The organism is Nocardia grenadensis NBRC 108939 (assembly GCF_001613445.1).
Classification (GTDB): Bacteria; Actinomycetota; Actinomycetes; order Mycobacteriales; family Mycobacteriaceae; genus Nocardia; species Nocardia grenadensis.
Genome location: NZ_BDCJ01000028.1, coordinates 122,809 through 142,089, shown reverse-complemented (window position 1 = coordinate 142,089; position 19,281 = coordinate 122,809). Strand labels below are relative to the sequence as shown.

Here is a 19,281-nt window from a genome sequence, read left to right as displayed (position 1 = left end):
TCGCTACGACATCCCGGATTCGGTGATCGGTTTCCTGCGCGGGGAACTCGGCACGCCGGCCGGTGGCTGGCCCGAGCCGTTCCGGGAGAAGGCCCTCGCCGGCCGCTACGCGGCTACCGCGGAGAGTGCGCTCAGCAGTGATGATCGGAAGGCGCTCGACGGCGACTCGGCCCAGCGGCGCGCGACCCTGAACCGGCTGCTGTTCCCCGGACCGACGGGTGAGTTCCTCGCCCACCGCGATACCTACGGCGACACCACCGGCCTGTCGGCCAACCAGTTCTTCTACGGCCTGCGCTACGGCGAGGAACACCGGGTCCAGTTGGAGAAGGGCGTCACCCTGCTCATCGGGTTGGAGGCGATCTCCGAACCCGACGAGCGCGGGATGCGCACGGTGATGTGCATCCTCAACGGACAGCTGCGTCCGATCGCGGTGCGTGACCGCGCGATCGCGAGTGAGGTGAAGCAAGCGGAGAAGGCCGACCGCAACGACCCCCGGCAGGTAGCGGCACCGTTTGCCGGTGTTGTCACCCTCGCAGTGACCGAAGGTGATGTCGTCGCTGCCGGAGACGCCCTGGGAACCATCGAGGCCATGAAAATGGAGGCATCCATCACCGCGCCGCAAGCAGGAACCGTTGCACGTATCGCAATAGCTTCCGTCCAGCAAGTCGACGGGGGAGACCTCCTGCTCGTAATGGCCGCACAGGGCGCCGTATGACGGTCGCTGCTACCGCATGGTGCTGCGGAGCCTGCCGCACCGGCCCCGCGGTGCGGTGCGGTGATCGGTGGGTTTCGATTCACCTCGCGCGGCGGCGGTCAGGCGGGCTGCTCCCGCTGCTGGGACTCGAGCCAATCCGCCAGGAAGTCGCCCGCTTCCAGGACGTGCTTCTCGGCGATCGTGCGAGCCGCGAGCGCCTCACGTGCTTCGAGCGCATCGAGCAGTTCGTCGTGTTCGTGCAGCGAATGCCGCTCGTGTTCGGGGAACATCCGCAGGAAGTTCGACGGCACCACCCGGGCGGCCTGTTTGATCTGAGTGAGCAGCCGGGGGGAGTGGGCGGCCCGGTGGATCGCCTGATGAAACTTCCAGTTCGCCTCACCGATGGCATCATCGCCCGAGCAGGTGGCGACCGCGGCAGCCAGCTCCCGTAGCCGCGGTAACTCGTCCGGATCGACACGTTCGGCAGCCCACGCCGCCGCTTGTCCGGTGAGAACTCCGAGCAGGACGAAGCTGGGGTTCAGGTAGTAATCGCGCGGAAAACAACGAAGTTGCCTTGACCAGCAGCGATGGCAGGTTCGCAACTCCGGTGCGGCAGCCGAGTTCTCCGGACGCGGCGACACGCCGTGCGGGCGCAGCAGTCGCCCGGATACGGCACTCGCGGCAGCAGACTGATCGGTGTCAAACCATACGGCTGCCGCAGTCCTGTGCGCACTGCTCGCCGCGCTGCTGTTCGCGGTCGCCGCGGTCGCGCAGCAGCGGGCGGCCGCCGCGGTGCCGGAAAAAGCGGCGCTGATCGGATCCCTGGTGCGCAACCCGCGCTGGTGGGCGGGCCTCATCGGGGACACCGGCGGATACGCCCTGCAGGTCACCGCGCTGGCGCTGGGCGCCGTCCTGCTGGTGCAGCCGATCCTGGCGAGCTCGCTGGTGTTCGCGCTGCCGCTATCCGCGCGGCTCAACAACCGCCGAGTCCCGCCGGGCACCTGGGCGACTGCGCTCGCGCTGGCTGCGGCCCTGGCCTGCTTTCTGATCGTCGGCGAGCCGACCAAGGGCAATACCGTTGCTCCGCTGCGTGATTGGTTCGTGCCACTGGCGGTGCTGCTCGGGCTGATCGCGGCGGCGACCACGGGCGGGATCGTGGCGGCGGATCCGGCACGGCGCGCGCTGTCGCTCGGCGCGGCGAGCGGTTCGCTGTACGGCCTGGCCGCCGCGCTCACCTCCTATGTCACCGGCCTGTTCGAGCACGGACTCGGCCACGTGCTCGGCGCCTGGCAGACCTGGGCGCTGGTCGCGTCCGGTGTCACCGGCATCTACCTACAGCAACGCGCGTATCAGGCCGGGCCGCTGGCCGCGTCGCTGCCGGCCGTCACGATCGCCGAGCCTCTGGCGGCCGCGTTCCTCGGTCTCACCGTGCTGGACGAGCGGTTCCGCACCGGCACCGTGGGCTTGGTCATCACCTCGCTCGCGGTCGTCGTCATGTGCGCCACCACGATCGCGCTGTCCCGCTCCCAGGCCGCCGCCTGACGAGTACCTGGCGGCTGCTAAGCGCCGGATTCCTCAGCGATGTTCCCCGACCCCCTATTCCTGGGCGAGGTCGGCCAGGCTCGCATTGTCGTCAGCACTCCAGCCAACCACCCAGCCCGAACGCAGCAACACGCCATCGCTGCTGGTCAGGCCATATCCGTTGTTTTCTGCGCCGAAACTACTGGAACCCCTGGACGCGCTGATCTTCGGAGTCGGCGATTTCTCGCTCTCCCAGGGCGCTCGGGTCGACACCAACTTCGAACCGCTGGGCGACTACCCCGGAGACTTCTGGCACTACGCCCGCGCCAAGGTCATCGTCGCGGCCCGGACCGCCGGAATCGTCGCGATCGACGCCCCGTTCCCGGATTACGCGAACACCGGAGGTTACGAACGCGACGCCCGCCGTGCCTCACTGCTCGGCTACACTGGCAAATGGGCCATCCAAGCCTCATCGTTGTAGGTCACTATGACCACGGCGAGATTGGCGATCCCGGTTCAGGTACCGATCGCCAACACCGTCTACGCCCCGACCGTCGAAGAGATCGCCCTGGCCGAACGCAATATCTCCGCCTACCGCGAAGCCGAGGGGCGGGGCGCGGTAGGCGTGGAGGGCGTCCTGGTCGACGCGGCCCATGTGAAGATGGCCCAGGCAACTCTCGCCCGCGCCGCCTTCATCGACGGCGCCGGTACGGTATCGATCTGAGGTCGGCACCTGTCCGGCCGTCGACGGCGGCCGGGACCTGTGCCTGTGCAGGCAGCGCGTGGTCGGTGCCTGCACGGTCTTCGGGCGGAAGGTGCTCGAAGGGAGGGAACAACGGCATGCGGTTCGGGTTCATCTCCCATATCGTCGGTGACGGCGACTCGGCCGAGATACTGCGCGATACCATCGAACTCGCGATAGTCGCGGAGGAGTCGGGTTACGACTCCTTCTGGGTCGCTCAACATCATTTCGGGGCGCAACTCGGACACTGCCCGTCGCCGCTGGTCCTGCTCGCCGCGATCGCGCAGCGGACCACGCACATCCGGCTGGGCACCGCGGTGGTCGTCGGCTCGCTCGAAGATCCGATTCGGCTGGCCGAGGACGCCGCCACCGTCGACGTGCTCAGCGGCGGACGGCTTGAACTCGGTCTGGGTTCCGGGGCGGATGAGCAGACATCGCAGCGCTTCGGACGCGACCATGCTCTACGGTACGAACGGTTCGCCGAAACCTTGCACCGACTACGCGAACTGCTCTCGGCAGGTAGCGATCTCGTGCCGAATGCTCCCGGCCTTCGCGACCGGCTGTGGATCGGCACCTCTTCCGAACAGGGGTTCGCCTTGGCCGCGGACCTGGACCTGGGGGTGCTCACCGGCCGGACCTCGTCGGCGCAGGGACCGCGCGACGAGGTCGCCGCGCGCCGAGTAGACCGTTATTCCGCGGCGCAGCGACGGCACGGCCGGGCACCGCGCGTGGGTGTTTCCCGGTCGGTGCTGTGTTCGGGAAGCAGGACCGACGCGTTCGCCGCCATGCGGCCGGGTATCGAACGCTGGGTCGCGTCGTCGATTTCCACGGGTCGGTTCCCCGCGGATTTCACCGCGGACGATTATGTCCGGACCGGGCACTGCTACCTGGGCACCGGCGCGCAGATCGCGGAGATGATCGCCGCCGACCCGGTGGTCCCCGTGGCGACGGAGTTCTTGTGCAATGTGCAGCCGTCGGCACCGGCGGCGTCCGATATCCGGCGAAGCGTGCGGTTGTTCGCCGAGCAGGTCATCGCGGAATGGGGGCCCGTGGATCGTCGCCGAGGGTGACGATGCTGTCCGCGAGTCGGTGCAGGGCGCGCCGCGAATGCGAAACCATGACGACAGCCCGCCCTTCGTCGGCCATACCGCGGAGCAGACGCAGGATGCGTTGCGCGGTGGCGTCATCGAGAGCTGCGGTGGGTTCATCCGCGAGTATCAGTCGCACGTCGGCGACCAGCGCTCGCGCGATCGCGACCCGCTGGGCCTGCCCACCGGAGAGCTGGCCGGGCCTGGTGGCGGGGTCGATATCACCGAGTCCCACACGGCCGAGCGCATCCCGGGTGATCGCGAGGGATTCGGCCCTGGTCAGGCGATCGCGGAGGCGGGGGAGCAGTGGTTCGGTGAGGCTCCGATACAGCGGCCGGTAGGGGTTCAGGCTGCCGAGCGCGTCCTGGAAGATCAGGCCGACCTGTCCGGGGGGGGGGCGGCCCCGGGCTTCCGTCCCAGTGGAGCGTTCCACCGCTGGGCCGTTCGGTCCCGGCGAGCACACGGAGCAGTGTGCTCTTACCGGATCCGGAGGCTCCGGCGATACCGACGATCTCACCGGAGCGGACCTGGATATCTGTCGGTGGCAGACCATTCCCGGCCGGATAGCGTTTGGTCAGATTTTCGGCCGATATCAGTGGTGGTGCCGCGATAGGTTTCGGTACGCGTGCCGCGATCGGTTCCGCGGCCGGCGGCGGGGCAGGCGCTGTCTCGCGAAGCGTCCCGTTCTCGGCCGAGTAGACGCGATCGGCATACTGCGCGACCAGTTCCCGGTCGTGGCTGACGATCAGCAGTGTCGCGCCCGGCCGGGTGAGTGCCGCCATCACCCGGTGGGCGTTGGCATCGTCGAGTGCGCTCGTCGGCTCGTCGGCCAGCACCAGAGCCGGATCCAGGGCTCGGCCGGTAATGATCGCCGCGCGCTGCAACATACCGCCGGACCAGGAGAATGGTCGTTCACGCAGACGCGCTGGGTCGGTGAGACCGAGGGCGGCCGTGTCCGCGCTGATCCGGTGGGGTGGTGGCTTCCGCCCGGTGATCCGCCAGCCCTGGGCAATATTCGTCGCCACACTCATCAGTGGGTCCATCGCGCCGTACGGGTCTTGGCCCACATAGCCGACAACGGTGCCGCGCAGGGCCCGGAAATCGTGTTCCGGACGCCCGGACATCTCCTTCCCACGGATGCGGAGGGAGCCGGTGACCCGGGCGGAATCGTCCAGCATGCCGAGGATTGCGCGCAGGATTGTCGTCTTACCGCAGCCGCTGGGACCGACGATCGCCACGGTCTCGCCGCGATCAACACGGAACGAGATATCGCGCAGGACCCGATGTTCGCCGTAGCACACGGTCAGCCCGCTGACTTCGATAATCGGGTCGGTAATGAGCGGGGGCCCGGTGTGACTGCGCTGCGCCATCACCTCCGGGTGTGGCTCTCCCACGCTGTGTGCATGGTCCGCTGCATGCAACTCACCCAGCTCGCTCATGCGGGAATCCCGTCCGGTGTCCGGCTGCGCAGTCCTTCGGCGATGAGGTTGGCCGACGCCGCCAGCGCGAGAATCGCTACGGCTGGGCTGACCAGCAGCCACGGTGCGGCGGTGAGGAAGCGGCGGGCGTCGCCGAGCATGGCGCCGAGTTCGGCTTCGGGCATCCGGACGCCGAGCCCGAGAAACGACAGCCCGGCCAACGCGACCACGATCCCGCCGAGCCGCAGGGTGGTGACGATGAGGAAAGGCGGGAACACCGCGGGCAGCAGATGCCGTACCGCGATTGCGGGCCGGGTCGCTCCGGCGATCCGTGCCGCGACCACATACGGCTGGTTCCGTGCCGCCAGTGTCAGCCCCCGCGCGATTCGGGCATCCGCCGCCCAGTTCGAAACGATCAGCGCCACCAAGAGGTTGACATAGCCGGGTCCGAAAAGGCCGACCACGGCCAGTGCCAGAACCAGCCCCGGGATGGCGAGGACGATATCGATCAACCGCGTGACGACCCGATCCGCTCGGCCTCCGTAGATTCCGCAACCGACCCCGACCAGCAGACTGATGGTCGCCGAACCCACCAGCACCAGCAACGCCGACAGCAATGACAGGCGCAACCCGTGGACCACCCGAGAGAACTGGTCGCGGCCGTATTGATCGGTACCGAGCCAGTACTCGGCCCCGGGTGCGAGGAGCTTGTCCGCGTAGTGCGGTTCATTCGGGGGGTATTCGGCGATCAAGGGGCCGGCAATCGCGATGAGCACCAAGACAACGAGCAACACAACACCGGCCTGTACCGTTCGCGGGAGTTCGCTGCCGGTCAGCCGGAGCCGACGTGCTCGGCCGGTGGTGGAGTCCTGCGTCGCGACGGCGGCGCGTCCATGGGTGCCGGTCATGCCATCACCGTGATCCGGCGGTCGATCACCGCGGACAGTACATCGGCGGCCACGCTGGTCAGTACATACGTCGCGGCCGCGAACACCGTGAACGCCTGAATCACCGGAAGATCCCGGCTCTTCACCGATTCGACCACGAACGAACCGATCCCGGGCCACGTGAACACCGTTTCCACCACCGTGGCCCCGCCGAGAAGCACCGCAACACCCACCGCGAGCGCATGCAGCGAGGGAACGGCGCTGTTGGGAAGGCCGTGCCGCCACAAAATGCGCCACCGGGAGGCGCCGCGGGCGCGCAGCACCTGCGCGGCCGGGGTCTCCAGGAACGCCAACAGCTCGGCTCGCAGCAGTCGCGACCAGGTATCGGCCATCCCGGCGGCGAGGCAGACCGCGGGCATCCACACTTGCTGCCACGACCCGTCCAGGGCGGCCTTGCCCAGCCCGAAACCCACGACGAACACCTGGATCAGCAGCAGCGCCACCACGAACCCCGGAACCGAGGCGAACAGCAGCGCGAGGCCGCGCGTGCCGTGGTCGGGCCACCGTCCGGAGAACCGCGCCGCGGCCACACCCAGCACGGTGGCGAGAAGCACTGCCAGCACCAGAGATACCGCGCCGAGCACCAGGGTGGCAGGCAACCGTTGGGCCAGTTCGTCGGCGACGGGCCGGCCCGAGGCGAACGACAGACCGAAATCGCCGCGCAGCACACCCCACAACCAGTGTGCGTACTGGACGGGCAGCGCGCGATCCAGATGGAGGTCCTGGGTCAGCTCGCCGATCTGCTCCGGCGTGGGTTCCGCGACGCCCTGGGCGACCAGGATCATCCGGGCCGGGTCGCCCGGCGCCAGCGGCATCAGCATCCAGATGAGCACACTGGCGCCCAACAGGGTGACCAGGGCCTCGACCACCCGGCGGCGGACGAGGATGAGAGCACGCACCTCGGCTGCTAGCGTCCGGTCCGGCTGGTGATGTGCCGCCGGACATTCGACACGGTGTAGTCGGCCCACTCCGGCCCGGTTACCACCGTGAAGTATTTGAACGTACCCGCGACCACGTACGCTTCGTCGGCCACCAGGATCTGCTGGGCGCGCCGGAGCAGCCGGTCGCGATCGGCGCCGTCGAATTCGCTGCGCAGTTCCTTGCCGATGGCATCGATTTCGGGGTGGGCGATGCCCTGGGCGTTCGAGGAGCCGCCGGTGGTCCAGCGCACCAGGAACGGCTGGATCGGGTCGGCCGTACCGGACAGTGAACCGCTCAGCGCCACCGACGCCTCCCACCCCGCCGGATTCTTTTTCACCTCGGCCGAGTCCTCGGCATTGTCGATCCGCAACTCGAATCCGGCCTGCGCGACCTGATCCTGGATCGCGATCGCGACATCGCTGGTCTCCGGACCTTGGGCCTGGGTGACGAACCGGACCACGAGCCTGCGGCCGTCCTTCGTGCGGATCCCGTCGGAACCCTTCACCCAGCCGGCCTCATCGAGCAGCCGGTTCGCCAGCTCCGGGTCGTGCACCTGGTTGGCCTCGGCGAACGACAGCTGCCGCGGGTACAGTCCGGCCGCCGCGTCGAACTGCCCGTTGCCGACGTCGGCGGCGATACCTTCGTAGTCGATCGCGGTGGTGAATGCCTTGCGGACAGCGGTATCGGTGAACACGCCCGCCTTCAGGTTCATTTCCACCAGCAGCGACTGTAACGCCGAATCCGACGACAGTACGTGGGTGTCGGTGCTGCCCTGCAATTCGAGCTGTACCGATGTCGACGGATAGAACGCCATATCGGCCTCACCGCTGCGCACCCCGGCCAGTCGCGCCTGCTCATCGGGGACCACCCGGACGGTGACACCCTTCAACGGAGGTACGCCCTCCCAATGGCCGGCGTAGGGCTGCAGAACCAGATTGTCGGGTGTCCATTCGGTGATCGCGTACGGCCCGGAGTATGCGCCCGCGCCCACGATCTTCGCCGAATCGCCCCCCGCGGCCTCCACAGCGGCGACATCGTAGATCTGCAGGGAATTGTCCCGGGCGGCCAGCGCCGCGGGCACCATGGCGTTCGGTTGTGGTGTCGTGAGCACGACCCGCTCGCCCTCGACCGTGACCTTCGTGGCGGCGTCGAGATAGACCTGTGCCGCCTTGGACCGGGTGATCTGCCGTGTCAACGCTGCCGCCACGGCCGCCGCGTCCACGGGTTTGCCGTTCTGGAAGGTGACTCCGTCGCGCAGGGTCACCACCCAGCGCCGGTCGCCGTCGCGGGTGACATCGCGGGCCAGCCACGGTTCGATCTGCCCGGCCTCGGTGACCTGCAGCAGATTCTCCGCGACACCCCAGTCGAACAACCAGTTCGTCCCGGTCCCGACCGGGTCGAGTCCGGCGATCTTGTACGAGTTGTAGATCCTCAGAACCCCGTCGCCGGATGCGCGCAACTCCTTCGCCGCGGTGGCCGCATCCTCGGCGGTCTCGGTGGACGCACAGCCGGTGAAGGCCAAGGTGGCCGCGAACAGGGCAGCCAGAACAGCGGGTGTCCGTACGGGACGACGCCGATGCGATGTCGTGGGGGTATGGCCGGGTAGCCGCTCGGCGTGATGCCGGGAGCGGCGAGTGAGCACTCGCATCATCATCCTCGTGAATCTCGATCCTGAACTGCGGCGCAGGTATCCTGGCTCCCGGATCGACGCTCGCCTCCGGCCTTCCAACCCAGGAAGGTCGTGGCCATCGGATGAAGGTTTGCTAACCGGTGACAGTTGCGGGACAGCCCCGGATTCACACCGGTGTTCCCTGCGACAAGAAACTTAGCATCCCCTAATGGAAAGCCGCCGACGTGCGCGAATGTCACCCGCGGTAAACAGGTCACGAGGGTTTCTCACCCGGATCGGCCAGCTCGTCCGGGCAGGGATTCGCTCGCTTCCCGGGCGGACCGCAGTTCTGTGGCCACTGCCTCTGTGCCGTGGGTCAGCGCTGTGGCGAGGATTCGGATCTCGTCGACCTTGTCGGCGTCGCGGTCCGGTGGCTGCTTGTCGGGGCCCGGTGTCGACGCCGGCGCGGTGGGCGCATGCGGCAGTGAACATGAACTCGAGACTGCCACCGAACCGGCGATGCCGAGCAGCGCGCCGAGTGTGCTCAGCGCGGTTTTCAGATCGGTGGGCTCGGTGGTCCGCCCGTCGACCACACCGGCTACGACCAGTTTGCGGGTCAGTGCCGGGATAGAGGCGACGGATCCGAGGGTGGCTCCCGCGGTGAAATCCAGTGCGACCCCGTCGATGCCCATATCGGCCAGCGCGGCGAGGGCGGTGTGGTTGTGCCCGAACGGGGTAGCGACGAGGACCGCGGGCCGGTGCGGTGTGCCGCACAGGGCGGCGTAGGCCGCGCGCAGCCGGGACAGTTCTGTGGTGGTGAGGGCGGTGCCGAGAATCGGTTCGTCGAGTTGCACCCACGACGCGCCCGCGTCGGCGAGCTGTGCGAGAAGGTCCTGATAGAGCGGAACGATATCGGCGAGCCGGTCGAGCGGGTCACCGGTGGCGTGCCGGGACATCTTCAGGAAGGTCACTGGTCCTACCGTCACCGGGCGGGCCGGTATGCCGAGGGCGGTCGCCTCGGCCAGTTCGGTGAGCAGCTTCCCGGGGTCAAGGGTAAAACGGGTCTGCCCGTCGATCTCGGGTACGAGGTATCGGTGGCCGCTGTCGAACCACGGTGCCGTCCGCACGGCGGTGACGATGCCGGTGCCTCGCGCGTCGGCGAGGTAGCGATCGAGCGGGTCGGCGATATCGCGCACTCGAGCGGGTACGGCGCCCAGCATGAAGGCTGTGTCGAGCAGGTGATCACCGTAGATGGAATCGTCGACGGGTACGGAGTCCAGACCTGCGGCGGTGAGCGCTCCGAGCTGTGTGTCGCGCAGGGCACGGGCGATGGAGTGGAGCTGGTCGGCGTCGGCGGTGCCCGACCGGTACTTCTCGACGGCGTGTTCGAGCTCGGGGTGGGGTCCGGGCCGGGGCAGGCCGAGAACGGTTGCGGTGAACGGCGGGGGCGGGACTGCCACGGTGATCGTCTCCAGTGCGTTGCGTAGGGCCGCCGCCGTCCACGGGCAGTGTCGACCGCCGACCGCTGATGGACGACACGGTGTCGTCCGGAGCAGAGCGCTCCGAAGGGCCGGGAGGTCGGTCCGCGCGCCCGATCCACGAGGCGGTGGCCGCCGGGCACGGCGTGCCCGGCGCAGCGGGCAGGTCTTCGGACTCGCGGGCACCGGCCTGCTCGGCCGACCTAGTGGCCGTCGCTTCCCGGGCGGGTGCCCAGTGCTCGATGACGGCGGTCGTTCCCACTCACCGCTGCGGGACAGTCCCGGATTCCCACCGGGTTCCCTCTCGCCGGATTCCGGGATGTCCCGGTTCCCGGTTTCGACGCGTTCACCAGGGCCTGTGAATCCAGGTCGGCCGAGGATGAACGCGAACCAGTTGCTCGCTCATGATAGTCGGGACCGGAACCGTGACGGTGCCGTTCCTCTTTGGTCGGGTTGTGCTGTCCACGGACTCTGGGCCGTATCCATATCGGCTCGGAGTCACGAGCCTGTCGCGCTACTGACCGGCTGAATTGCCCTGCCGTGGGCGTCCCCGGAACGGGCCGGATACAGGGCCGCTGTCGAATGCTCACCCCGGATGTGAGGAAACCGTCTTTCGCGATCCGATCGAAGTTGGCTATATTTGTCGGCGCAGCTGGTTCGCCGGAGGCGGAGTCGAGGAGCCCCTGAACCGTCCGATGGCGTCGAAGCTCGGTGGTGTTCGCACCATCGGGTGAGAGGGAACCCGGTGAGAATCCGGGACTGTCCCGCAGCGGTGAGTGGGAACGACAGCCGTCACCCGCACTGGGCGCCTGCCTGGGAAGCGACGGTCGGTAGGACCAGCCCCGGGCCTCGCGCCGGGGGCGACCCTTTCGAGGGTCGATGCCCACGAGTCCGAAGACCTGCCCGTTGTACCGGATACGCCGTATCCGGTGGTCGTCGCCTCGTGGATCGGGCGTTACGCCGAGTGGACCCGGGCACGGGAACGATGCTTCATGGGCTCCATCAGCGTGCGCTCTGTATGGGTGGCGGTCGTTGCTGCCGACCATGGAGTTCATTGATGTCGAACCCGCACACTACGTTTTCCGCAACCGTGCTGGGGCTCCCGCGCATCGGCCCCAACAGGGAGCTCAAACGCGCTACCGAGTCCTACTGGGCCGGGCGCCTCGATGCCGAGGGCTTGCACGCGGTCGCGGCGGACCTGCGCACCACTGCGCTGACCGCGGCGCGTGACGCCGGGCTGGATTCGGTGCCGGTGGGCACCTTCTCCTACTACGACCAGGTGCTCGATACCGCCGTGCTGCTCGGCGCATTGCCCGAGCGCGTGTCGGGGATCGCCGACGAGCTGGATCGCTACTTCGCGGCCGCGCGTGGCAACGCCGAGGTCACTCCGCTGGAGATGACCAAGTGGTTCGACACCAACTACCACTACCTGGTGCCCGAACTCGCCGCAGACACCGCGTTCTCCCTGCATCCGGACAAGCCGCTGGCCGAGCTGAAGGAAGCGCTGGCGCTGGGCGTGTCGGCCCGCCCGGTCGTTGTCGGCCCGATCACCTTCCTGAAGCTGGCCAAGTCGGTGGACGACAGCGACCTGCTCGACCGCCTGCCCGATCTACTGCCCCTCTACGAGCAGCTGCTCGGCGTGCTCGCCGAGGCCGGTGCGCAGTGGGTGCAGATCGACGAGCCGTCCCTGGTGACCGATCTCACGGAGGCCGAACTGGCGGCCGTGCGCTCCACCTACCAGCAGCTGTCGCGGGTGTCGGCGCGCCCGGCCATTCTGGTGGCCGCTTACTTCGGCCGGCTGGGGGTGGCGCTGCCGGTGCTGGCGGAGACCGGCATCGAGGGCATCGCCGTCGACCTCGTCGCCGGGGGCGACGCGGACGTGGCTGTGGCGCAGTCGATCACGGACAAATTGATCGTGGCGGGCGTCGTCGACGGTCACAACATCTGGAGGGTCGACCCCGATCATGCGCTGCCACAGTTGACCGGGCTGCGCGATGCCGGGGTGGCGGTGGCCGTGTCGAGCTCGTGCTCGCTGCTGCATGTGCCCTACAGCCTCGCGCCCGAGTCCGATCTGGACGAACGGTTGCGTAGCTGGCTGGCGTTCGGTGCGGAGAAGATCTCCGAAATCCGGGTGCTGGCGACCGCTCTCGCCGAGGGGGAGGGTGCTGTCGCGGAGGCTCTCGAGGTCGCGCGCGCCGCTGTGGCCGATCGCAAGGACGACCCGCGGCTGCGGGTCGAGTCGGTGCGTGAGCGCCTGGCCGGACTGGACGCCGACGCTGTGCGCCGTATCCCGGCCGACGAACGTCGCGTGCTGCAGCAGCAGCGGCTGAATCTGCCGCTGCTGCCGACCACCACCATCGGCTCCTATCCGCAGACGAGCCGCATTCGCGTAGCGCGCGCGGAGCTGCGCCGAGGCGAGATCGACCAGGCGGAATACGACACGCGGATGCGTGCCGAGATCGCCGAGGTCATCGCGTTGCAGGAGGAGATCGGTCTCGACGTGCTCGTGCACGGTGAGCCCGAGCGCAACGATATGGTGCAGTACTTCGCCGAGCAGCTCGACGGCTTCGCCGCGACGATCAACGGCTGGGTGCAGTCCTACGGCACGCGGTGCGTGCGGCCGCCGATCGTCTACGGCGATGTGGTCCGCCCGCAGGTCATGACCGTCGACTGGATCACCTACGCACAGTCGCTGACCAGCAAGCCGGTCAAGGGCATGCTGACCGGGCCTGTCACCATCCTGGCGTGGTCGTTCATCCGTGACGACCAGCCGCTGTCCGACACCGCCCGCCAGATCGCATTGGCGATCCGGGACGAGACGGTGGACCTCGAGGCGGCCGGTATCGGCATCATCCAGGTCGACGAGCCCGCGCTGCGCGAGCTGCTGCCGCTGCGCAAAGCCGACCAGGCGGCCTATCTGGACTGGGCGGTCGAGGCGTTCCGGCTCTCGACCTCCGGCGTCGCCGACGCCACCCAGATCCACACCCACCTGTGCTACTCGGAGTTCGGTGAGGTCATCGGGGCCATCGCTGGGCTGGATGCCGATGTCACCTCGATCGAGGCGGCACGCTCGCATATGGAGGTGCTCGACGACCTCAACGCGGCCGGGTTCGGCCTCGGAGTGGGCCCGGGTGTCTACGACATCCACTCGCCGCGCGTGCCCAGCACCGAGGAGATCGAGAAGGCGCTCGAGCTTGCGCTGAAAGCCGTTCCGGCCGAACGGCTGTGGGTCAACCCCGACTGCGGTCTGAAGACACGCCACACCGACGAGGTCATCGCCTCGCTGCGCAATCTCGTCGCGGCGGCCCAGGCCCTGCGCTGATCTGTGACCGGGGCGCCCGCACGCCGGGCGCCCCGGTCCGCGCGCTTCCCTTCCAGCCCGAGGCTCCTATGCACTTCTTTCCCGCGGACCGCACGCCGACCGGCCATGCCGTCCGAAGCGTCTCTACGATGCCCGCCGCTCGATCGGTGATCGAGAGTCTGCGCACCCACTCCACGACGCGGGTTCCGTTCTCCGTGGAGTTCAACCCGCCCCGAGACGCCGACGGGGAAGCCCGGTTGTGGCGCACCGTCCGGCAGTTCGAGCGCATGCATCCCGCGTTCGTATCGATGACCTACGGTGCGGGTGGTTCCACGAAGGACCGTACCGCCCGCATCACCGGGCAGCTGGCCCAGCAGACCACGCTGCTGCCGGTAGCGCATCTGACCGCGGTCGGGCACAGTTTGGCCGAACTACGCGCGCTCGTGGGTTCCTACGCCGACTGCGGTATCCGCAACATCCTCGTCCTGCGCGGAGATCCGCCGGGCGACCCGCTCGGCGACTGGTGCAAGCACCCTGGCGGGGTCACCTATGCCGAGGAGCTGGTTCGGATCGTGCGCGATCTCGGCGACTTCAACGTCGGCGTGGCATCCTTCCCGCAGGGCCATCACCGGTCCCCTGATCTGGCCACCGACACCGCCTTCCTGGCCGCGAAACTTCGCGCCGGAGCCGACTATTCAATCACCCAGATGTTCTTCGATATCGACCACTACCTGCGGTTACGCGACCGCATCGCCGCGCACGATCGGGTCGAGGGCGCGAAACCGATCATCCCCGAACTGATGCCGATCACCTCACTGCGCACCGTGCGCCGGGCGGTGGAACTGTCCGGGCGGGAACTGCCGGCCCCGGTGCTGGATCGCCTGCGCAAGGCGGCGGGGGACGGCCCGCAGGAGAACCGCGAAGCGGTCCGCGCGGCAGGTATCGAGATCGCCACCGAGATGGCGCAGCGGCTCATCGACGAGGGCGCGCCGTGTCTGCATTTCATCACCCTCAATTTCGCCAAGGCCACCACACAGGTGCTCACCGACCTCGGCTACGAAGTGGCAGCAGCACCTCGGCCGTCGATGCGATCGCAACCGACTGTCGCCGGCAGGTAGGGGTTTGCGGGAGCTGGGTCGGTCGGCCCGGATCGGGCTACCAAGCGTGGAAACCACAACAGCCGGGCGACGGCTCGAACAACAATGAGGAATACCCCGTGGCTGACGTCTCCAGACCATCGACGTTCGGTGTCGCGCGTTTCGATGATCGCCGGAGCGGACGCAGCACGGTCTGCCGTGATCCGGATGCCGTTATCAGCGCGTGGACACTCGACGGTGTGAGATCTGTGGTCGCCCGTGCGGAGGAACTGGCTCGCCGCGGCAACTGGGTGTACGGATTCGTGTCTTATGAGGCGGCTCCCGCGTTCGATCCGGCACTGCGTGTTCGGGGCTACGCCGGGGCGGGCTCGATCCCGTTGTGCTGGTTCGCCGCGGTGGCACCGGATCACGTTTCTCACACCGATGCACGGCTCGACCCCGGACACGGGTTGTACAGCATCGGCGATTGGCGCATGGCCGATTCCGCCGAGCGCTACCACGGGGTCGTGACCACCGTCCGTGAGCACGTTGCGGCAGGCGAAATCTACCAGGCCAACCTGACCACCAGGCTCGATGCCGCTATCTCCGGTGACCTCACGGGCGTGTACGCGGACCTGCTCGCCGCGCAGAGCTGTTCCTACGGTGCCTACATCGACACCGGCCAGCATGTGGTCCTCAGCGCCAGCCCGGAATTATTCTTCCGCTGGTACGAGGATCAGGTGACGACCCGGCCGATGAAAGGCACGGCCCCGCGCGGGCGCGATGTCATCGAAGACGCCGCATTGCGAGCACAGCTGTCAGCGAGCGCGAAGGACCGCGCCGAGAACCTCATGATCGTCGACCTGCTCCGCAACGACCTGGCCAAAATCCCGGGCGCCCGCGATATCCGCGTGCTGTCGCTATTCGATGCCGAGCCCTACGAGACGGTGTGGCAGCTGACCTCGCGCATCACCGCCGAGGTACCGGCCCGGACCAGCCTCGACGATATCTTCACCGCGTTGTTCCCGTGCGGATCGGTCACCGGGGCACCGAAGTACCGCAGCATGGAGATCATCGGCGAGCTGGAAAGCACACCACGGGGGCTGTACTGCGGAGCCATCGGCGTGATCGCGCCCACCAGTGACGGCGGTATCGACGCGACGTTCAGCGTCGCGATCCGCACGCTCGTCCACGATCGCGCCACCGGCCTGGCCCGCTACGGCACCGGGGGTGGGGTCACCTGGGACTCGACCCCGAGCGGCGAATTCGCCGAGGCACTGACCAAGGCCCGAATCCTGGATCGGCTCAACAGTAGTGAGCAGCCCTTTACGGTGCACGGCGCCGTGGGCGACGCGTACTTCACACAGAAAGCCGGTTGACCGATGGCTCGAACACGTATCATGGGGATCCTCAATCTCACCCCCGACTCCTTCTACGACGGCGGCCGATACACCCACCCCCGCGATGCTATCCAGCACGGATACCAGATGCTCGCCGAAGGGGCCGACATCATCGACATCGGTGGTGAATCGACCCGGCCGGGCGCCGTTGAAATCCCCGCCGAGGTCGAATGCGAGCGCGTCTGCGCAGTCGTGGAGGCTCTGTCTCGGGACTGCCTCGTTTCCATCGATACCCGCCACGAGCAGGTCGCGCGGGCAGCCGTCCACGCCGGGGCCCGGCTGATCAACGACATCTCCGGGTCGCTGGCGCCGGTCGCCGCCGGCCTCGGGGTCGGCTGGGTCGCAATGCATATGCGCGGTACACCGGCGACCATGCAGGTCGCACCGCACTACGACGATGTCGTGGCCGAAGTCACCCACCAGCTGCTCTCCTACGCCGAGACCGCCGAGCGTCTGGGAGTACCCGAAGTCCTCATCGATCCCGGCCTCGGGTTCGGCAAGACCACGGCCCACAACCTGGCGCTCGTCGAGGCGATTGATGTGCTCGCTGCCACCGGATACCCGGTGCTCGTCGGCGCCAGCCGCAAATCCTTCATCGGTGAGGTCCTCGGAGTCACCGACCCCGGCCAACGCCTGGCCGGTTCACTCGCCATCGCTGTTGCTGCCGTCGCCCGAGGCGCAGCCGTCATCCGCACACACGACGTCGCACCCACGCGCCAAGCTGTACTGATCGCCGAAGCGGTCAACACACCGGCCCTCGCGCGCCGGTGATCGGTGACCGGGCCACCGTGGTCGCGGCGACCGGTGTGCCGAGTGCCGGTGGCGGCATCGTATGCTTGTCCGGCAGCTGGTTCGCCGGTGGTCGCGTCGTCGGGAGCCCCCGCAGATCGCCGGTGTCGAAGCCGCGCCCGACATGGCGTCGGGGCGGTGAAGAGGGAACCCGGTGGGAATCCGGGACTGTCCCGCAGCGGTGAGTAGGAACGAACGCCGTCATACGCACTGGACCCTGTGTGTCCGGGAAGCAACGGCCAGTAGGTCGACCCGATATCGGGTCGGTGCCCGCGAGTCCGAAGACCTGCCCGTTGCGCCGGGCACGCCGTGTCCGGCGGTTGCCGCCTCGCGGATTGGGCGCAGCGCCGACAGCTCCGGATCGCGTAAACATCGGTACGGGGCAGGATGAGGTGCGCGCGCAGTCGGGCGTCGACAAACCCCCTGCATGCCAACGGAGTTCCTGTGGTCGCACCCGCCAGTTCCCAGTCCCTCAACAATCAGTCTCTCGGTGAACTCGATCCCGAATTGGCCGCCGTGATGGCGGGTGAGCTCGCCCGTGAGCGCGACACCCTGGAAATGATCGCTTCGGAGAACTTCGTGCCGCGGGCGGTGTTGCAGGCGCAGGGGTCGGTGCTGACCAACAAGTACGCCGAAGGGTATCCCGGCCGTCGCTACTATGGTGGTTGCGAAGCGGTCGATGTCGTGGAAACCCTCGCGCGTGACCGGGCCAAGGAACTCTTCGGTGCCGAGTTCGCCAATGTGCAGCCGCACTCGGGTGCCCAGGCCAATGCCGCGGTGCTGACGGCGTTGATGAACCCGGGGGAGACGCTACTTGGCCTCGACCTGGCTCATGGTGGTCACCTGACCCACGGTATGCGCCTGAACTTCTCGGGCAAGTTGTACGACGTGCATTCGTACGGGGTCAGCAAGAAGAACCACCGTATCGATATGAACGAGGTGCGTGCTGTCGCCAAGGCCGCCGAGCCGAAGGTGATCGTCGCCGGCTGGTCGGCGTACCCGCGTCATCAGGACTTCGCAGCCTTCCGAGAGATCGCCGACGAGGTCGGCGCTTACCTGTGGGTCGACATGGCCCACTTCGCCGGTCTGGTCGCCGCCGGTCTGCACCCGTCACCGGTGCCGTACGCCGATGTGGTGTCCTCGACGGTGCACAAGACCTTGGGTGGTCCGCGTTCGGGTTTGATCCTGGCCAAGCAGGAGTTCGCCAAGAAGCTCAACTCGGCGGTGTTCCCCGGCCAGCAGGGCGGCCCGCTGATGCATGTGATCGCGGCGAAGGCTGCTGCGTTCAAGATCGCCGCGAGCGCGGAGTTCAAGGATCGTCAGCAGCGCACGCTGTCGGGAGCGCGGATTCTGGCCGAGCGGTTGAACGGCGCGGATGTCGAGAACAGGGGCATCGCGGTGTTGACCGGCGGCACCGATGTGCATCTGGTGCTGGTGGATCTGCGTAATTCCGAGCTCGATGGTCAGCAGGGGGAGGATCTGCTGCATGAGGTCGGTATCACAGTGAACCGGAATGCGGTGCCCTTCGACCCGCGTCCACCGATGGTGACCTCGGGTCTGCGGATCGGTACCGCCGCGCTGGCCACGCGCGGATTCGGTGATGCGGAGTTCACCGAGGTGGCCGAGATCATCGCCGCCACGTTGGCGGGTACCTCGAACGTGGAGACCCTGCGTGGCCGGGCAACCAAGCTGGCTCAGAGCGCCCCGCTCTACCAGGGCCTCGAAGACTGGCATCTGCTCGGCTAACCGAAAGCTGTTGCGTGCGATACCGATCAGCGGCGAACCCATGAACCGCGTACCCGCCATGGGAGCCTCCGTCCAGCAATTCTCCGGCGAGCAGCGCCACACCACTGGAACTGAAGGCGTCAGCAACATGAAACACCCCGCGGACCGGTGCGAGGTCGTCTACTTCCTACAGCCTGAGACGCACGTCGCACCGGCTCGTGAATTCTTGCGAACAGCACCGACCCGAGTCCGTGCCATCATGTATGCGTGCCTGACCGCTGTCGCGGAAGCACCGCTGGACCAGGTCGCAGGGGGCGGTATCTGGGAAGCTATGGATGGCATCATGTCCGGCTGGTTCGCGGTCCATGTCAACACGAAAGATCGCGCGCAGCACCGCCTGTTCTGCCTGATCGACCGAGACGCCATCGGCAGAGATCGGCCTCTGCTCGTCGTGATCGCGGGAAAGACCAAGAGATTCGGTGCCGGTGCGTTCGGCGGCAGAGACTATGCACAAATCCGGAAGGTCGGCGCGGAGTATCTGGCGCACAATCCCCGGCCGATCTACTGAGGTT

The 19,281-nt window shown here is 67.7% G+C and carries 15 protein-coding genes, 2 pseudogenes and 4 riboswitches; of the genes and pseudogenes, 10 read left to right on the top strand and 7 right to left on the bottom strand.

Translation table 11 applies throughout. The annotated features are described in order from the left end of the window. Positions 1 to 715 (top strand): biotin/lipoyl-containing protein (locus NGR01S_RS26665; protein WP_157107444.1); only part of this gene is annotated, 715 nt, incomplete at its 5' end. A gap of 98 nt (positions 716 to 813) precedes the next feature. Here the strand turns inward: NGR01S_RS26665 and NGR01S_RS26660 are convergent. Further along, a pseudogene (locus NGR01S_RS26660) lies at positions 814 to 1,227 on the bottom strand (FCD domain-containing protein); the annotation flags it as partial. A 163-nt stretch (positions 1,228 to 1,390) separates the two neighbouring features. Here NGR01S_RS26660 and NGR01S_RS26655 point away from each other — a divergent pair. The 3 genes and pseudogenes from NGR01S_RS26655 (at position 1,391) to NGR01S_RS26645 (ending at position 4,027) form a co-directional block, all read left to right on the top strand. Next, entirely contained in the window at positions 1,391 to 2,236 is an 846-nt protein-coding gene (locus NGR01S_RS26655; protein WP_063041513.1) for a DMT family transporter, read from the top strand. Positions 2,237 to 2,426: 190 nt separating this feature from the next. Then, positions 2,427 to 2,939, top strand: a pseudogene (locus NGR01S_RS26650) (HpcH/HpaI aldolase/citrate lyase family protein); the annotation flags it as partial. A gap of 116 nt (positions 2,940 to 3,055) precedes the next feature. Continuing rightward, positions 3,056 to 4,027: an LLM class flavin-dependent oxidoreductase gene (locus NGR01S_RS26645; protein WP_063041511.1), complete on the top strand. Its 972-nt coding sequence runs from the start codon at positions 3,056 to 3,058 to the stop codon at positions 4,025 to 4,027. On the opposite strand, the gene NGR01S_RS31660 is transcribed toward NGR01S_RS26645, so the two are convergent. The 6 genes from NGR01S_RS31660 to NGR01S_RS26615 all read right to left on the bottom strand — a co-directional run bounded on the left by NGR01S_RS31660 (position 3,987) and on the right by NGR01S_RS26615 (position 10,400). Next, positions 3,987 to 4,376, bottom strand: a complete 390-nt coding sequence (locus tag NGR01S_RS31660; RefSeq protein ID WP_373861467.1) for an ATP-binding cassette domain-containing protein — start codon at positions 4,374 to 4,376, stop codon at positions 3,987 to 3,989. The genes NGR01S_RS26645 and NGR01S_RS31660 overlap by 41 nt on opposite strands. Further along, entirely contained in the window at positions 4,267 to 5,484 is a 1,218-nt protein-coding gene (locus NGR01S_RS26635) for an ATP-binding cassette domain-containing protein (RefSeq protein WP_063041507.1), read from the bottom strand. The genes NGR01S_RS31660 and NGR01S_RS26635 overlap by 110 nt, the downstream gene beginning before the upstream one ends. Further along, a complete protein-coding gene (locus tag NGR01S_RS26630; RefSeq protein ID WP_063041505.1) occupies positions 5,481 to 6,371 on the bottom strand; it encodes an ABC transporter permease in 891 nt (296 codons plus the stop codon). The genes NGR01S_RS26635 and NGR01S_RS26630 overlap by 4 nt, the downstream gene beginning before the upstream one ends. Then, on the bottom strand, positions 6,368 to 7,309 hold the full coding sequence (locus NGR01S_RS26625; RefSeq protein ID WP_063041503.1) for an ABC transporter permease: 942 nt from the start codon (positions 7,307 to 7,309) through the stop codon (positions 6,368 to 6,370). Before NGR01S_RS26625 ends, NGR01S_RS26630 begins: the two co-directional genes overlap by 4 nt. Positions 7,310 to 7,317: 8 nt before the next feature. After that, complete coding sequence (locus tag NGR01S_RS26620) at positions 7,318 to 8,979, bottom strand: ABC transporter substrate-binding protein (protein WP_218020834.1); 1,662 nt, start codon at positions 8,977 to 8,979, stop codon at positions 7,318 to 7,320. Between the two features lie 18 nt (positions 8,980 to 8,997). Continuing rightward, positions 8,998 to 9,197, bottom strand: a riboswitch (cobalamin riboswitch). A gap of 30 nt (positions 9,198 to 9,227) precedes the next feature. Beyond that, on the bottom strand, positions 9,228 to 10,400 hold the full coding sequence (locus NGR01S_RS26615; RefSeq protein ID WP_063041499.1) for a hypothetical protein: 1,173 nt from the start codon (positions 10,398 to 10,400) through the stop codon (positions 9,228 to 9,230). A gap of 182 nt (positions 10,401 to 10,582) precedes the next feature. Next, a riboswitch (cobalamin riboswitch) is annotated at positions 10,583 to 10,721 on the bottom strand. Positions 10,722 to 11,129: 408 nt separating this feature from the next. Beyond that, positions 11,130 to 11,339: riboswitch (cobalamin riboswitch) on the top strand. Positions 11,340 to 11,475: 136 nt separating this feature from the next. Here NGR01S_RS26615 and metE point away from each other — a divergent pair. The 6 genes from metE to NGR01S_RS31230 all read left to right on the top strand — a co-directional run bounded on the left by metE (position 11,476) and on the right by NGR01S_RS31230 (position 19,277). Beyond that, on the top strand, positions 11,476 to 13,740 hold the full coding sequence (gene metE, locus NGR01S_RS26610; protein ID WP_063041497.1) for a 5-methyltetrahydropteroyltriglutamate--homocysteine S-methyltransferase: 2,265 nt from the start codon (positions 11,476 to 11,478) through the stop codon (positions 13,738 to 13,740). 128 nt (positions 13,741 to 13,868) lie between these two features. Continuing rightward, complete coding sequence (locus NGR01S_RS26605; RefSeq protein ID WP_174551753.1) at positions 13,869 to 14,837, top strand: methylenetetrahydrofolate reductase; 969 nt, start codon at positions 13,869 to 13,871, stop codon at positions 14,835 to 14,837. A gap of 98 nt (positions 14,838 to 14,935) precedes the next feature. Further along, positions 14,936 to 16,174, top strand: coding sequence for an aminodeoxychorismate synthase component I (gene pabB, locus NGR01S_RS26600; protein ID WP_084481735.1), 1,239 nt, complete (start codon positions 14,936 to 14,938; stop codon positions 16,172 to 16,174). A gap of 3 nt (positions 16,175 to 16,177) precedes the next feature. Then, positions 16,178 to 16,966, top strand: coding sequence for a dihydropteroate synthase (gene folP, locus NGR01S_RS26595; protein WP_063041495.1), 789 nt, complete (start codon positions 16,178 to 16,180; stop codon positions 16,964 to 16,966). Between the two features lie 135 nt (positions 16,967 to 17,101). After that, positions 17,102 to 17,274: riboswitch (cobalamin riboswitch) on the top strand. Positions 17,275 to 17,428: 154 nt separating this feature from the next. After that, positions 17,429 to 18,730, top strand: a complete 1,302-nt coding sequence (glyA, locus tag NGR01S_RS26590) for a serine hydroxymethyltransferase (RefSeq protein WP_063041493.1) — start codon at positions 17,429 to 17,431, stop codon at positions 18,728 to 18,730. Between the two features lie 40 nt (positions 18,731 to 18,770). Beyond that, a complete protein-coding gene (locus tag NGR01S_RS31230; protein WP_157107442.1) occupies positions 18,771 to 19,277 on the top strand; it encodes a hypothetical protein in 507 nt (168 codons plus the stop codon). Positions 19,278 to 19,281 lie beyond the last annotated feature (4 nt).